This is a genomic window from Mesorhizobium sp. P160187 (assembly GCF_057766425.1).
The window spans coordinates 396,292-410,166 of the sequence record NZ_JBYMDX010000003.1 but is presented as its reverse complement, the minus strand read 5'-3'; the positions used below and the strand labels follow the sequence as shown (position 1 = coordinate 410,166).

Sequence of the window (13,875 nt, the reverse complement as noted above, 5' to 3'; positions counted from 1 at the left end):
AGGCGGAATGACTATTTCGGGAGAGACTGCGGAGGCAGCTGTTACGTGGGGACTGATCCTGAAGCTAGGTTTGACTACGGGCGTATTTACGGCTGTGTTTAATCAGGCTGCCGCTGCGCTGAAGGATGCATGGCAGTCGCGGATGTTCGATCGACGAAGGGGGACAACCAGTGCCATAGGTTTAGTGGAGGTGCTAACGACCTTCGCTCTAGAGTGCGATGCTCGCCACGACTACAACGACTACGACCGATTAAATCGGAATGATCCTCGGCATTACGATATGCCTCCTTTGAAATATCCAGACGACGTGGCGTTAGACATCCTACCTCGCCATATCGCCGTAGGCCTTGCCGATCTACAGACCGAAATCCAACAAGCTAAGCGGAATGTAAGCATTACAGCCGAGGTCGTGGACCCACCCGAAGCTACCAAGACGGCTGATGACGGATACCTCTCAGTCGGGCAGACTGCGATCAACCTCGCACTCCGTCTGCGCAAAGAGTATCGCTTGGGACCTTATCAGGGGGATACAGCCAAAGACGTTGCCGCCAGTCTCTCCAAAAAGGCGGAGGCTGCAAAAAAACTGCAAAGTCTCGGCTTGATTACCTGAGCAGGGAGCCGCAATGGGTTTGTGCTCTCCGTCCGTAGTCTAGTCCACCCGGTCCCGTATTTTCGTGTACTCGACCAGCGGCAAATTGCCTACGTAGGTCCCGAGTTCTACTCGTTCATTTCCAGACGCTAGTGTCGTGGCGTCAGCAACACGTGCCTTTGCCTCGGCATCGTAGGGTATAGCAATCGCAGTGCCGCCTTGCTGGCCCACCAGATACACGTCAGGGTCAGTCTCGGCGGTGAATGCCTTCATCTTACACCCAACGAAGCGGTAGCCGTCGACATCGGCCTTTCGACAACTCACCACGCTGTATTTGTCTGGGTCGAAGAAAGCGTCGTGCCCTGAGCGCAGTCGTGCGAGGTATTCCAGCTCGACTGCATCCCGCACTCTGTCGACCTGGCCGTCAGTAACATTCGACACGCCTTCCAATTTGATCTCGACCAATCCGGTCGCTTTGCTTTCACAAGCGCTGCCCCATTTGTTCTCTGCTGCCGCGACGATCCAATCGTCACGTGACACGCCTAACGCTTTGCTCAGTTTGTCGTCGACCTTCTTGACGCGCTTTTCGATCCAGGCCCGGCGCTTGTCCCATTTGCCGTCGGAACCGTCCTCGGCGAACTGCTCGTTCGCCTGGCTCCTAATCACGTCATACTGCTGGATGGTATCGCAATATCCTGGTGGTGGAGTGGCGCTCAGAATAGTGGCCGCTTGTGAAATACCCACCAGGTTCGTGGCAACGAGCGCCATGCCGAAGATCGGCTTCAATCTCATTTCTCAGCTCCGGAGTTGGCCGGACTTAAAGCCCGGAATTATTCCAGGATACTGGTCAACGGTACGGAAATCAATATTTTGGCGTACCGACGATCGGTTCATCGCACGTAAAACCGCCTCCATGATACGTGCATGGGTTTGAAAGAAGCTTTTGGAAATCGGATCAAGTCGTTGCGCCGACAGCGTGGCTTGACGCAAGACGCCTTGGCATACCGGGCGGAGAGGGCAGTCGATACCATCTCGCTGATTGAGCGTGGCGTAAACTGGCCAAACGCAGAGACGGTTGAGAAGCTGGCCGAGGCACTGGGTGCTACCATCAACGAACTGTTTGACGATTTGCCTGTCGCATCAACCAATGAGGGAGAAGATCAGTTGGCGGTCGGCAGGCGCCTACTGAAACAGCTAGACGATAAGGAATTGGCTCTGGCCCTGGTTATGCTGAAAGCACTTACAAAGGGAGAGCGATGAGTTCACGCTTTTAATGATGGTCATTTTGCGCATGCGAGGAGCCCAGCCAAAATATCAGCGCACGGGACTAAACGCGCTTGGATCTCGGCTTTCGGCGAATTAACTCCTCAACGGTAACACCCTGTCTTGCTAGTTTCGCAGTCGTCCCACGGGACAGCTGAAAATCTGGGTTGATTGCGCGGATCCTGTCGTAAGCCTTAGACGAGGGAACTACCTCGCCGTAAACAGAAACCATGACTGTACTGCGCTTATTATTCAAATTCCCTTCCCTATCGATCAATCGTAAGTTTCCAGGCTCATAGTTCCCATTGGTGTCAATCCTGTCGATGTCGAGCCCGGACAGCTCAACGCCTTTAAACAGGCGAAGCGTGTACCTCACAAATCCATTACGTTCGAACAGACACATAATGCCCCTGCCGCCGTAGTTCGCATACGACTTATTTTTTAGATTGTTACATCGTTGATAGATTGCATCGAACCGCGAAGCCAACATCCGCGCCTTCGGACCATATTGCGTTATCCTTTGACACGGACAGTTGCTCGACGCTCCTTTGAGCAGGTTGTCTATGTGCAGCAACTTCGTCGTTCCGCAATTTCCGCAAAGCGTTTTGATCATTTGTCGCGAACGACCTTGTCTAATTATCTCGTCTCCAACGATCTTACGCGAGCCCAGGTCCATTGATTTCAAAACAATCAACCGCTCTTTCAGATCGATAGAGAATGGATGCTGCTCTCCAGCACGAAATGCCACGATAAAATCTCCAATTTAGTTAACTATATTAACGTATCATGCCGTAAGCCATATTTCTACGGGGCTTTTGCTAGCTTTTGCTTGGAAGCGAAGCCTCTCTCTTTCGTCTGGTGGCAGCGCTGCGAACTGGGACAGGGACATCCCGTTTGCTGCCGCTGCCGTGGCGCTATGGGTGTCGCCGCCGTTCCTATAGATTTCCAGCATGACAGGATCGCGGGACATCCACGCGAGGATGCGTAGCTCGATCTGCGACAAGTCGGCCTCAAGCACGACCCAGCCATCGGGTGCGGTAAAGACGCGACGGAACGCCTTCACCACTTCCTTCATGTTGCCCTTGCCGCGTTTGGGGAAGTTCTGCGCATTGGGGTCTCGGCTGGAGGAGCGGCCCGTCACCGTGGCGTGCAAGAGGAAGCTCGGGTGGATGAGCCCTTCATGCACGTACCTCCAAAAGCCGGTCGCTTCCTCGGTAACCTCTATGCCCTTGGCGTTGGTGATGATGCGGGTGGGGTGGCCGACGTAGGTCGAGCGCATCTTGCTGAGGCGCTGATAGTCGATCAAGTCGGCGACGAACGGCCCGTGCTTCGCATGTGAGGTGAAGTAGGGCAGGTGTTCCTTTGCGGAGGTCGAGGGGACGCGTTGGCTTTCGTCCTTGAGCTTGGCGGTGCCGGGGGTCCAGACCCGGGGCTTGAGCTTGAAGCCTTCCTCGGAGAACAGGGTATCCACGAGCAGCGCAGCGCGGGAGAACTTGAGCCCGTTGTCGCGGCCTGTGTCCTTGTCCACCTTGCCGGTGGAGTGTGCCAGTCGGACCTTGCCCGGCAAAGGCGCGCCCTGGGGCTGACAACTGTCGCAGCAAACTCGTTCAGATGCGCGACGCGTTCGCTATTAGGTGGCGGACGTCCAAGCCTTCGTACTGAACCAGCTCCACAGCATCATGAAGCCGCTTGATGGTTTGGCCCTCGCCATACCGGCTGTCCATGACACCCTGGGCGCGCCATCCATTCAAAGCTTCGCGAATTTCTACCTCGACGGATGCATTCCGAAGTGCGTCATTGAAGTTGTTACGGAAGCTATGAAAGACAAGTCGACGGGCCTTCCAGACCCCGGCGAATTCTGCGTCGTAGCGAAATCGCTTCGAATAGACATCCGATGGTTTCTCGCCCTCCTTTGCAAGAGCTTCCGGAAACAGCCGCTGATCCTGAGACGCATCCGCCCAGACCAGAAATCCCATCTGAATAAGTTGGCTGTGGAGCGGAATGTTGCGTATCGCGTTGGTCGTCTTGACGCGCTTTGCAAAAGCTTTGCCTTCGTAATTTCCATGTTCTTGATCAGTGATCCTGATGTACGCGATCCCTTCGCTCGAACGGCAGATATCAGCCTTCTCAGGCTGCAATATTTCGTTCATTCGCATGCCTGTCCAAAGGGCCAGAATGGGAGCCCAGTATCGATGTCGCATGGGCAGATTTGGACCTGGGGTATGACAGCCGTGGCCGTCGTCCACGCAACCGGTAAACAGCGGTAGCCCAAACAACTTGTTCAAATCAGCTATGCTGAACGGTTGGTAGGTGTTCCCCTTAGCGACAAACTTCTTTGTCCGGGGTATTGCCACTTTGAGCCCGTCCCACGGATTGTTGGATATCCAACCTTCCTGAGCCGCGAGATCAAAAGCGCTCTTCAAAATTGCGACGTGTTTTTGTGCCTCGGTAGGTCGATTTGCATAGGCGCCCGTCTTGTCGCGGTACAATTCTGCCGCCTGTTGAAGAGTGGCCGTGGGGTAGTGCTGCGCAGCGTGCGCTGGCACCTTTGGAAAGAAATTCATCAGCTCGCGGCACTTCTCGCGGTCGATGTCGGCAAGCGAAGGGGTAATCCCGATTTGCTCTTCCAGAACCCGAAACGGGATCCGGTATTGGGATGACCGGGATCGAGTGACCCCTGTTTTCGTTTCAAGGAACAGCTTTTTCAGGTCGACGATCGATTTAGTGGGCGCGATAGCGCGAGACGGGAGCGTCTGTGACGGAGCACCTTCGGCACTGGCAAAGAATTCGTCTCGAACGGGGGCCACTGTACCCAGGTTCAACGAACGATATCGTCGATTGGCGAGTTCCAGGTCGGCGTGCTCCATGAGGCGGCACAAAAGCTGAAACGCTTTGTGATTTCTCAGACTACTTGGCCACCTGTCTGGCGAAATTCGGTCAGCTTGCGCTCGGGAAACTATTCCATGTCTCACAAGCAGTTCCAGCGCGTTCGGGTCGGTGGTCACCTCGGCTCCGGAAGCCACACGTAGCGCCACGGAAGCCGCCTCTCCTGCATCAGACAACAGATCGGGGAAACCAGGGTCATCCTTGAGAGCGAAGTAGTCCCCCCGGAGCAGATTGGCCTGGTGACGCTCCAAGAAGTAGGAGACCGCGATCTGACGCGCGTTCGTCACGCTCAGGTTAAGCTCGCTCTCGGTTTCAGAAGGCCGACCAACGCCTGATGCCAGCTTTGCTTCGAGGGTTTGCAATTGGGCGTCTGTCATCACGGCAAACAAGCTGCCCTGCTGTCGTATTTCAGCTGCGCTATTGCCGCGCACCCTTTCTACGAACGCGGTTTGCCCTGCCACGGATTGCAACCGTGCAGGGATGTTACGCTTGAATTTTTGGTCACCTGGTTTGCCGACCAGATAACGAGGTTTCGCCATGTCTTCCATCCCGAAAAGGTACCAGAGAAAGGTACCAGCTGCGAGAAAAAACAGGTTCAAAACCAGCGACTTGCTGAGATATCAATCCCTTAGTGAGGGACTGGTAGCGGGAGAGCGCTACCGCCTTTCCCCCCACTCGTCGAACTACCGGTTCCTGCTTAGGTGCTGCGGCTGAGCTGTGTCGCTGCAATCTGCGGCCAGACATGCGCGCCAGCATGACATATGATGAACGTGACAACCCAAGGAGTGGGAGCCGGAGTCGATGTCTGGACGCCCCGGGTTCGGAACTGCGCTGCGGATGGCCAACGCATGGAAAAGGAGTGCCTGTCAGTTCAGGGTTCTACCGTTCCCTGCCGCGCTGCCCAATCGAACGGGTAAAGGCAATAGAAATAGCCGGTACGCTCGGTGGCGATGTATTTCAGGTGGGTGCCGTTTGGCAGCCAGACGATATCGCCGGGATTGCACTCATGGCGACCGTCGTCCAGTTCGATCGTCAAGGTGCCCTCGTGGATGAACAGCACCTCGTCGTAGGTCACGGTCCAGTCGATCGAGGCGTTCTCGAGATACTCGATGCCGCCGCCCATGGTCCGACTGATATCGGCATTGATGACGCGGGCAATCGAGGATGTGCCGGTCGGTGTGATAGACGGCTTCAGGGTCAATTCGCTGTGCTTGAAGATCTTGGCCTTGGACACCGTTTATCCTTTCCTTGCGCGGAGGTTGGCTTTCGAAGGGGTGACGCCGGACGGGGCCAGTCCCGCGAGCCATCTGGTCAAGAGGTCGGGTTTTCGGCCGGCATGTTCGAGATCGTCGCGCCGCCGCACCGCGCCACGAACGAAATGCGCGCCGACGAACCGGAATGGTTCGGATGGGAAGCCTCGCGTCACCGGGCGCACGAGCGCCGAATGGGTGAGCTCGGATTCGCCGCCGGTCAACAGGGTGGTCAGGATCTTGCCGCCGAGATAAGCCATCGTCGTACCGTTGCCTGAAAAGCCGTAGCCGTAAATGATGTCGCGGTTAGAGGGCAGGGCGCCGAACAGCGGCACGCCGCTGACGGTCCGGTCGATGGGTCCGTTCCACGATGTCTCGAGCGGAAAGCCGGCGAGCGCCGGGTGACCGTCCCGCAACACGCGGCGCATGTCGGCAATCCGTGGCGATTGGCCATGAAATCGCTGGTCGACGATGCCGCCGAGGCCGATGACGCCGCCACTGACGCCAACAGACAGCCGACCATCGCGGGTCGGCGACCAACCGCCAACGAAGACGCGGGAATCGATCATCAGCGGCGCGCGGCGGTAGCCGACCTTGTCGAGAAGGTCTGGAATGGGTTTTGACATGGCGTCGTCGCTGGAGATGTTGAAGATTGCCGGCGCCAGTTCTCGAATGGCGCCGGACCATGCATTCATGGCAAGCACAATCTTGCCGCAGGACACAGTGCCTCTCCCCGTCTCCACCTTGAGCGTGCCGTCGCGCGAAAACCGCGTCATCGGCGACTTTTCATAGATCCGAACGCCGCGCTTTAGCGCTGCCCGACGCAGGCCGCGCACCAGGAACCCTGGATGCACGGTTGCCGACGACGCATCGAACGCGCCGCCGAGGTGGCTCGTCGTGCCGGCCATCGCCGCGATCTCGTCGCACGAAACGCGTCGTGCAGGCACGTAGCCATGCGCCGCCAGCTTGTTCAATGCGTCGTCCCAGGCCCCCAGCTGGGCTTCGCATGTCGCGCCCCAGATCCAGCCGATGCGATCGAACCAGCTGTCTATTCCCTCGGCCTTGCAGAAAGCCTCGATGCCGCCGATCGCGGCTTCGGACGCCTTGATGATCGAAAGCGCATCGTTGCCCTCGCGCAGCGCGGCAAGCGCGCTGTATTTCGTCCATGCCGAAAGTACCATTCCGGAATTGCGGCCGCTCGGGCCACCGCCGCAAATGTCGCGCTCGATAATGACAATGTCGAAGTCCGGATTGTGCTCCTTGAGGCGAATGGCGGTCCACAGTCCGAGATAGCCGCCGCCGACGATGCAGATGTCGGCCTGCGTCGCCTCTTCGAGCGGAGGCGCAAGGTTCGGGTCCTCGGGCAGGGCTTGCCGCAGCCAGTGGCTTCGCCAGACGATGTCCTTTTCCGGCAGCTGCATCACGATGCGCCTGCCGCGGACAGCCGGCGCTCCACCAGCCTGACCCAAAGGCTCGCGCCGATAGGCAGGATAGCATCGTTGAAATCGTAGTTGGTGTCGTGCGCGGCGGCCTGGTGCGCAGCGTCCGCCTGGCCAAGCAGGAAATAGCAGCCCGGCCGCTGTTCCAGCATGTAGCAGAAATCTTCGGAACCCATCTCGGGAGGCGGATCGATGACGAGACTTGCCGGTCCCATCACCTCGTTCACAATCGCGATCATCGCGTCGGCTTGCGCCGCAGTGTTTATCGTCGGTGCGAAGGGCGTTTCGTAGCGGATGTCGACGCCGGCGCCAAAAGCTTCAGCTTCGTTTTTCGCGATGCGGCGGATTGCCGACTCCAGCGTCTTTTGAACCTCGTGGTCGAAGGTGCGCACGGTGCCGGTCAGAAACGCCGTATCGGGGATGGTGTTGAAGGCTTCGCCTGCACGCAGGCTGCCAACGGTGACGATTGCGGGAGAATGCACATCGGTGACGCGGCCGGGCAGGGCTTCGATTGCCAGCAGGATGCGCGCGGCGATGGGGAGTGGATTGATCGCCAGATGCGGCATCGCCGCATGGCCGCCCCTTCCGTGGACGACGATCTCGAAGCGATCGGCCGCCGCGGCCACCGTTCCGCGGTGGACGGCGATCTCGCCGAGCGGCCGTTCGCAATTGTGCAGCGCGTAGACTTCATCGCAGGGGAAACGCTCGAAAAGGCCCTCGTTCAGCATGGCAAGCGCCCCACCTCGACCCTCCTCGGCCGGCTGGAAGATGAAATGCACCGTGCCGGCGAAGTCGGGCGAGCGAACAAGCGCCGAGGCTGCGCCGAGCAGCATAGTGGTATGGCCGTCATGGCCGCAGCCATGCATCCGCCCGGGGGTGCGGGACGCATGCACCAGCGGCCGTGCCTCAGTCATCGGCAGGGCATCCATGTCGGCGCGGATGCCAAGGCTGCGACCAGCGCCGAGCCTGCCCCTGAGCGTGCCGACGACACCTGTGCGTCCGACGCCTTCGGTCGTCTCGATGCCCCACGCGCGCAGTTTGTCCGCCACGAAACGGGCCGTCTCGAACTCTTCGAAACCGAGCTCGGGATTGGCATGGAGATGCCGCCGCCACGCCGTCATCTCGGTCTCGAGTTGCCGCACCGACGGATCGAGTTTCATGCCGATGCCTTTGCGCGGAGAGCTTGCGAGCGGCTCTGCAGGATGGCGATGACCCCAAGCAGGATCGCCGAGAAAGCGATCAGCAGCACGGCGACGGCCGCTATGGCAGGGCTGATGGACTCGCGAACCCCGGAGAATATCATGCGGGGCAAGGTTCGCTCCGCGCCCGTCGAGAGGAAGCTTGCGACGACGACTTCGTCGAAAGAAATGATGAAGGCGATGATGGCCCCTGTAACGACGCCCGGCGCTATCAGCGGCAGCACCACCTTGAAGAAGGTGCGCATGGCGCCGGCGCCGAGCGATGCCGCCGCACGAACCAACGTCCGGTCGAAGGTCGAAAGGCTGGCGACGACGGTCGTCAGCATCACAGGCACGGCCATCGCCATGTGCACCAAAATGATCGATAGTTTGTTGCCAACGAGTCCCAGCGTGGCGAAGAATGAAAAGGCCGCGACGCCGACGATGACGACCGGCGTCACCAAAGGCGCGGCGATGATCGCGCAGAGGATCCGTTTCCCGGCAAAATCACCCCAGGCAAGCCCGATCGCCGCAGGTATGCCGAGCAGCAAAGCCAGAACCGTGGTGGATAGCCCGATGATGACCGAGTTCCACAGCGCGTTCGGCCAGCGCTCGTCGACCCACAGTTCGGCATACCAGCGCAACGACCAGCCCGGCGTCGGAAATGCCAGCGAATTGCTCGAGGTCAGCGACATGGGGACCACGATCAGCAGGGGCAGGATGATGAAAGCCAGCAACGTCGCCGCATAGGCATACATCAGCCATTTCCGGAAGCGGTCGGCGCTCATGCGACATGCGCCTTGCTGCGGAAGAGGACGGATGCCGTCCAGAACAGGAACGCAAACAATACGAGGATCATCAGCAGTTGCAGGGAAAGCGCTGCGCCCATGCCCCAGTTCAGCGTGCTGTTGGTGTAGAAGGCTATGTAGCTGGAGATCATCTGGTCTGTCGGCCCGCCGACAAGCGTCGGGGTGATGTAATAGCCGAGAGCGAAGACAAAAACGATCGCCCCGCCGGACAGGATCCCGGGCAGGATCAACGGCAACTGCACGCGGCGCCACGCCGTGAGCCACGGCGCGCCCAACGACAGCGCCGCGCGCATGTAGGTGGTCGGAACCCGCCGCATGACGGCGACGACGGAGAGGACCATCATGGGCAGCAGAACCTGAACCATCGCCAGATACAGCGAAAAGCGGGTGTAGATGAGGTCGAGGGGTTCGCTGACGATACCCAATCCGAGCAGTGTGGAATTCACGGGACCGTTCTTCTGCAGCACGATGATCCAGATGACGGTGCGCACCAGCAGCGATGTCCAGAGCGGAAACAGGATCAGCGCGAACATCAGCTTCGACCAGGCAGGCGGCGCGCTGACGATCGCCTGCGCCAGCGGCACGGCGAGCACCGCGCAGATGACCGTCACCACGATGCTGATCCAGATCGTACGCAGCAGCGCGTCGACGAAGATGGCGCGGTCGGCCGAAACGGCTTCGATCGAATTGTCCGCGCCGCGCTTCAGGTCGAGGCTCGCAAGCAGATAATAGTCCGTTCGCGCGCTTTGCTGACGCGCTATGACCTGCCAGAGATCGATGTTTTTCCAGCCGGCCTGTTTGGCGAGCACCTCGTCGCGCACGGGGCGCATGCCGAGCTTGCCGTCGGCCGCATCCTTTGCCGTCTTGATGACGAGGAAACGGCTACCGACAACGCGCTGGTTCACGAGTTGCGCCAGGACGCCTTCCTTCCCGGCGCGCCGCGCGTCGGCCAGGTCCTCGACGAGTGCTGCAAAGACGGGTTCGCCAGGCAGGCCGCTCTCTGCTTTCCAGCCGGCAAGAGCGGCAATGGTGCGCGGCAGGTTGTTCGAGAAATCCGAGTTGTCGACGGCCAGAGCGAGGAAGCGCGCCACCGGCCACAGAAACAGAATGACGACGAATAATATAAGCGGAGCCGTCAACAGGGCGAGCATGCCGCCCCGTTGGCGTCGCTTCATAGCCGGTTTTGTCCCGACCAACATGCCCAAGTTACTTCGCGAGCCAGGCCTTGAAGCGTTCTTCCAACGCTTCCTTGTGCTCGGTCCAGAAGTCGTTGTCATAGGCGGCGCCGTACTGGAGGTGCTCCGGCGACGTCGGCAGGTTGGCCTTCCAGTCCGCGGGAATGAGGTCGGCGGCTTCCTTGCGGCCGGTGCCATAGGCATAGAGCTTGGAGAAGCCGGCCTGGTTTTCAGGGATGGAGAACCACTTGAGGAGATCCAGCCCGCCTTGCTGGTGCGGTGCGCCCTTCACCACGGCCCAGTAGTCGGTGCCGTAGAAGAAGCCGGCGTCCCACGCGATGGCGTAGGGCTTCTTCTCGTTGATGGCTTCGTTGGTGATGCGTGCATTGAACGCGTCGCTGAGCGTCACTTCGCCGCTGTCGAGGTTCTGGATGCCCTGCGTCGTGGTGGACCACCAGACGACGTTCGGCTTGATCTTGTCGAGCATGGCGAAAGCCCGGTCGACACCTTCCGGCGTGGCCAACACCTTGTACATGTCCTCGCGTTTCACGCCGTCGGCCATGAGCGCGTTTTCCAGCGTGAACTGCGCTTGCTGGTAGAGGCCGCGCTTTCCTGGAAATTTCTCGACGTTCCAGAAGTCCGCCCAACTCTTTGGCGCGGCGTCGCCCTTATAGACATCGGTGTTGTAGGCAAGAACCGTTGCCCATGTGTCGGACGCGACACCGCATTCATGCAGGGTGCCTGGGAGATAATTCGCCGCGTCGCCGGTGATCTCGGGCGTCAGCGGGACGAACAGGCCTTCGGCGCAGCCGACCTCCATGGCGGGCGCTTCCACCGAGACGACGTCGTAGGTAATGTTGCCCGCCTGCACTTGGGCACGCACCTTGGCGACCTCGCCGCCCCACTCTTCCATGATGATCGGGACGCCCGTCTTTTCGGTATACTTGTCCCAGACTCCATCCTTGTAGGCCTTGTCCCATGTACCACCCCAGCCGACCACCGTGACGGGATCGGCCGCGGACGCGGCAAAAGTCGAGGTCGCGAGGCAGATAGCGGCGGCAGATACGGCTTGCAGATAAGTCCTCATCGCAGTTCCCCTTTCTTATCGTTGTGGATTTGATCAAATTTCAAACGCAAAATGGATTGATTAGCAACAGGAATTTGCGATAGGGTGCAAAAAAGTTAAAAAGACAAGGGGATTTGATCGAATGCTGCAAGGCACTAGAGACGTGCGCGCCAATGTCAGTCTCGCTGCTGTTCTGGACGAGGCGCGACAGTGTTTCGCTGACGCCAACCCAAACAGCCTGGCGCGTCAGAACGAGGCCGCGGCATCGTTGCCGGGCGGCAATACGAGGGCTGTACTTTGGTACCCGCCATTCCCTGTTTCGTTCGTCTCCGGCGAGGGCTGCAGGGTGACCGATCTGGACGGCCATACCTATGTCGACCTGGTCTCGGAATACAGCGCCGGCTTCTACGGCCACTCCGACAAGGCGATTTCGGCGGCCCTTGTGGACGTCATACAGGGCGGCATCATGCTGGGTGCACCCAACCGCTACGAGGCGCGCCTGGCAGCGGCGGTGGTCGAGCGTTTTCCAGCCATCGAGCGCGTGCGCTTCTGCAACTCGGGCACCGAGGCGAACATCATGGCGATTTCCGCCGCTCGCGCCATCACGAAGCGTTCGAAGATACTCGCCTTCCGGGAAGGCTATCACGGCGGCGTACTGACTTTTGCGCATGGCGGCTCACCGCTCAATTTGCCTTTCCCCTTTGTTTTCGCCGACTACAACGATAGTGCAGGCGCCGTGGCGCTCATCAAGGAACAGGGCGACGAGCTTGCCGCCGTCATCGTCGAACCGATGATGGGCGGCGGCGGCTGCATCCCGGCGACACGCGAGTTCCTGCAGGCGCTGCGCACAGCGACGAAGGAGACCGGCGCGCTGCTGATCTTCGACGAGGTCATGACCTCGCGCCTCGACTATCGAGCGCTCCATGGTGCGCATGAAATTTTTCCCGATTTCGTGACGCTCGGAAAGTACATCGGCGGCGGTGCGAGTTTTGGTGCATTCGGTGGACGCGCCGACCTCGTCGACCGCTTCGATCCGGCTTTGCCTGGTGCGTTCTCGCATGGCGGGACGTTCAACAACAATATTCTCAGCATGGCTGCTGGTTTCACCGGTCTGACGCAGGTGCTGACGCAAGAGGCGAGCCGCGCCATCAATGCGCGCGGCGATCGCTTGCGTGAAGCGATGAACGTCTCCCTTGAACGACATGGCGTCGAGGGCATCGTCATAGGGCGCGGGTCGTTGATGAACCTGCATTTCGTCAGGGGGCCGGTGGACAAGCCGGCGCGGCTCGACGATGCCGATCCATCGGTGATTGCGCTGTGGCATATCGAGATGCTGTTGCGAGGGTACTACGTGACGCCGCGCGGCATGCTGGCGTTGTCACTGCCATTTGGCGACGCCGAACTCGACGGCTTCGCCGCCGCATTCGACGATTTCCTGTCGAGCAACCTCAAAATACTGCCCCGCCGGACAAACTGATGCTCGATCGCAAGGATGCCACCGCCGGCTCGGCCGCGCAAAAGACAGCTCATGTTCGTGTCCATACGGGCTTGAAGGAAGCACTGATGAACGGTGACTTCCTGCCCGGCCAAAGACTGGTCGTGCGACAGCTTGCCGAACAGTACCGGACCAGCGCCATGCCGGTGCGCGAGGCCTTGCGGCAACTCGTCAGCGACGAGGCGATGTTCGACCACCCAAACCGGGGCGTCATCGTCCCCGAGGCCACGGTGGCGCGTATTTCGGATCTCGTGCGTGTGCGCTGCAGCGTCGAAGGGACCGCGGCCGAATGGGCTGCGACGACCATCACGCCCGAAGAACTCGATGAATTGGCGAAGCTGAACAGCCTGATGCGCGAGTGCGTCGAGAGCAACGTCATGGCTAACTATCTCGGCCTGAACAGGCGGTTCCATTTCACGATGTACCATGCCGCGCGGTCACCTCTCATCCAGCAGATCATCGAGAAATTGTGGCTGCAGGCAGGACCGTTTTTGAACATCGTCCGCTCGGACGTGACCTACGGCCTGGGCCTGGACCATCACGACGAAATGCTCGCGGCGCTGCGTCGCGCCGATGGCGCGGCTGCGCGCAAGGCCTTGGTGGCCGATCTGCGCGAGGCCGCCGACATCATTCTTCGCGCCGCGGCGGCGGCTGAGGCGCAGCCTGCTCGAAAGCGCTCGACTTCGGTGCGCCGTGATCCGAAGGCGCAGGCTCGGTGATGGGCG

14 protein-coding genes are annotated in these 13,875 nt (G+C 59.7%); 4 read left to right on the top strand and 10 right to left on the bottom strand.

Going from position 1 to position 13,875, the window contains the following annotated elements; all coding sequences use genetic code 11:
- Positions 1–7 precede the first annotated feature (7 nt).
- Positions 8–610, top strand: coding sequence for a hypothetical protein (locus AC3CCE_RS05335; RefSeq protein WP_352624218.1), 603 nt, complete (start codon positions 8–10; stop codon positions 608–610).
- A gap of 39 nt (positions 611–649) precedes the next feature.
- On the opposite strand, the gene AC3CCE_RS05330 is transcribed toward AC3CCE_RS05335, so the two are convergent.
- The gene (locus AC3CCE_RS05330; protein WP_352624216.1) at positions 650–1,381 is read right to left on the bottom strand and encodes a hypothetical protein; all 732 of its coding nucleotides are present in this window, start codon (positions 1,379–1,381) and stop codon (positions 650–652) included.
- Between the two features lie 132 nt (positions 1,382–1,513).
- Between AC3CCE_RS05330 and AC3CCE_RS05325 the strand changes: the two genes are divergently transcribed.
- Complete coding sequence (locus AC3CCE_RS05325; protein WP_352624215.1) at positions 1,514–1,849, top strand: helix-turn-helix domain-containing protein; 336 nt, start codon at positions 1,514–1,516, stop codon at positions 1,847–1,849.
- A gap of 67 nt (positions 1,850–1,916) precedes the next feature.
- Here the strand turns inward: AC3CCE_RS05325 and AC3CCE_RS05320 are convergent, their stop codons facing one another.
- From AC3CCE_RS05320 to AC3CCE_RS05280, 9 genes are all read right to left on the bottom strand, one after another.
- Entirely contained in the window at positions 1,917–2,600 is a 684-nt protein-coding gene (locus AC3CCE_RS05320; RefSeq protein WP_352624213.1) for a hypothetical protein, read from the bottom strand.
- Positions 2,601–2,636: 36 nt separating this feature from the next.
- Complete coding sequence (locus AC3CCE_RS05315; protein ID WP_352624211.1) at positions 2,637–3,419, bottom strand: DNA polymerase; 783 nt, start codon at positions 3,417–3,419, stop codon at positions 2,637–2,639.
- A 40-nt stretch (positions 3,420–3,459) separates the two neighbouring features.
- Positions 3,460–5,277 (bottom strand): site-specific integrase, encoded by a 1,818-nt coding sequence (locus AC3CCE_RS05310; protein ID WP_352624209.1) that lies wholly within the window; start codon positions 5,275–5,277, stop codon positions 3,460–3,462.
- Between the two features lie 332 nt (positions 5,278–5,609).
- Complete coding sequence (locus tag AC3CCE_RS05305; protein WP_023683363.1) at positions 5,610–5,972, bottom strand: AraC family ligand binding domain-containing protein; 363 nt, start codon at positions 5,970–5,972, stop codon at positions 5,610–5,612.
- A gap of 3 nt (positions 5,973–5,975) precedes the next feature.
- Positions 5,976–7,409, bottom strand: coding sequence for an NAD(P)/FAD-dependent oxidoreductase (locus tag AC3CCE_RS05300; RefSeq protein ID WP_352624206.1), 1,434 nt, complete (start codon positions 7,407–7,409; stop codon positions 5,976–5,978).
- The gene (locus AC3CCE_RS05295; protein ID WP_352624204.1) at positions 7,409–8,587 is read right to left on the bottom strand and encodes a M20 aminoacylase family protein; all 1,179 of its coding nucleotides are present in this window, start codon (positions 8,585–8,587) and stop codon (positions 7,409–7,411) included. The genes AC3CCE_RS05300 and AC3CCE_RS05295 overlap by 1 nt, the downstream gene beginning before the upstream one ends.
- Positions 8,584–9,393, bottom strand: coding sequence for an ABC transporter permease (locus AC3CCE_RS05290; RefSeq protein ID WP_352624202.1), 810 nt, complete (start codon positions 9,391–9,393; stop codon positions 8,584–8,586). The genes AC3CCE_RS05295 and AC3CCE_RS05290 overlap by 4 nt, the downstream gene beginning before the upstream one ends.
- Positions 9,390–10,589 (bottom strand): ABC transporter permease, encoded by a 1,200-nt coding sequence (locus AC3CCE_RS05285; RefSeq protein WP_023686279.1) that lies wholly within the window; start codon positions 10,587–10,589, stop codon positions 9,390–9,392. Before AC3CCE_RS05285 ends, AC3CCE_RS05290 begins: the two co-directional genes overlap by 4 nt.
- Positions 10,590–10,620: 31 nt before the next feature.
- Positions 10,621–11,676 (bottom strand): ABC transporter substrate-binding protein, encoded by a 1,056-nt coding sequence (locus AC3CCE_RS05280; protein ID WP_023696855.1) that lies wholly within the window; start codon positions 11,674–11,676, stop codon positions 10,621–10,623.
- Positions 11,677–11,797: 121 nt separating this feature from the next.
- On the opposite strand from AC3CCE_RS05280, the gene AC3CCE_RS05275 reads away from it, so the two are divergent.
- The gene (locus tag AC3CCE_RS05275; RefSeq protein ID WP_023713980.1) at positions 11,798–13,132 is read left to right on the top strand and encodes an aspartate aminotransferase family protein; all 1,335 of its coding nucleotides are present in this window, start codon (positions 11,798–11,800) and stop codon (positions 13,130–13,132) included.
- Positions 13,132–13,869, top strand: coding sequence for a GntR family transcriptional regulator (locus AC3CCE_RS05270; protein WP_023713979.1), 738 nt, complete (start codon positions 13,132–13,134; stop codon positions 13,867–13,869). The genes AC3CCE_RS05275 and AC3CCE_RS05270 overlap by 1 nt, the downstream gene beginning before the upstream one ends.
- Positions 13,870–13,875: the final 6 nt, after the last annotated feature.

Bases quoted from the DNA above. Each gene is read 5' to 3' on its own strand.
- AC3CCE_RS05335 (WP_352624218.1), top strand. From the start codon at position 8: ATGACTATTTCGGGAGAGACTGCGGAGGCAGCTGTTACGTGGGGACTG.
- AC3CCE_RS05330 (WP_352624216.1), bottom strand. From the start codon at position 1,381: ATGAGATTGAAGCCGATCTTCGGCATGGCGCTCGTTGCCACGAACCTG.
- AC3CCE_RS05325 (WP_352624215.1), top strand. From the start codon at position 1,514: ATGGGTTTGAAAGAAGCTTTTGGAAATCGGATCAAGTCGTTGCGCCGA.
- AC3CCE_RS05310 (WP_352624209.1), bottom strand. From the start codon at position 5,277: ATGGCGAAACCTCGTTATCTGGTCGGCAAACCAGGTGACCAAAAATTC.
- AC3CCE_RS05300 (WP_352624206.1), bottom strand. From the start codon at position 7,409: ATGCAGCTGCCGGAAAAGGACATCGTCTGGCGAAGCCACTGGCTGCGG.
- AC3CCE_RS05295 (WP_352624204.1), bottom strand. From the start codon at position 8,587: ATGAAACTCGATCCGTCGGTGCGGCAACTCGAGACCGAGATGACGGCG.
- AC3CCE_RS05290 (WP_352624202.1), bottom strand. From the start codon at position 9,393: ATGAGCGCCGACCGCTTCCGGAAATGGCTGATGTATGCCTATGCGGCG.
- AC3CCE_RS05285 (WP_023686279.1), bottom strand. From the start codon at position 10,589: ATGAAGCGACGCCAACGGGGCGGCATGCTCGCCCTGTTGACGGCTCCG.
- AC3CCE_RS05280 (WP_023696855.1), bottom strand. From the start codon at position 11,676: ATGAGGACTTATCTGCAAGCCGTATCTGCCGCCGCTATCTGCCTCGCG.
- AC3CCE_RS05275 (WP_023713980.1), top strand. From the start codon at position 11,798: ATGCTGCAAGGCACTAGAGACGTGCGCGCCAATGTCAGTCTCGCTGCT.
- AC3CCE_RS05270 (WP_023713979.1), top strand. From the start codon at position 13,132: ATGCTCGATCGCAAGGATGCCACCGCCGGCTCGGCCGCGCAAAAGACA.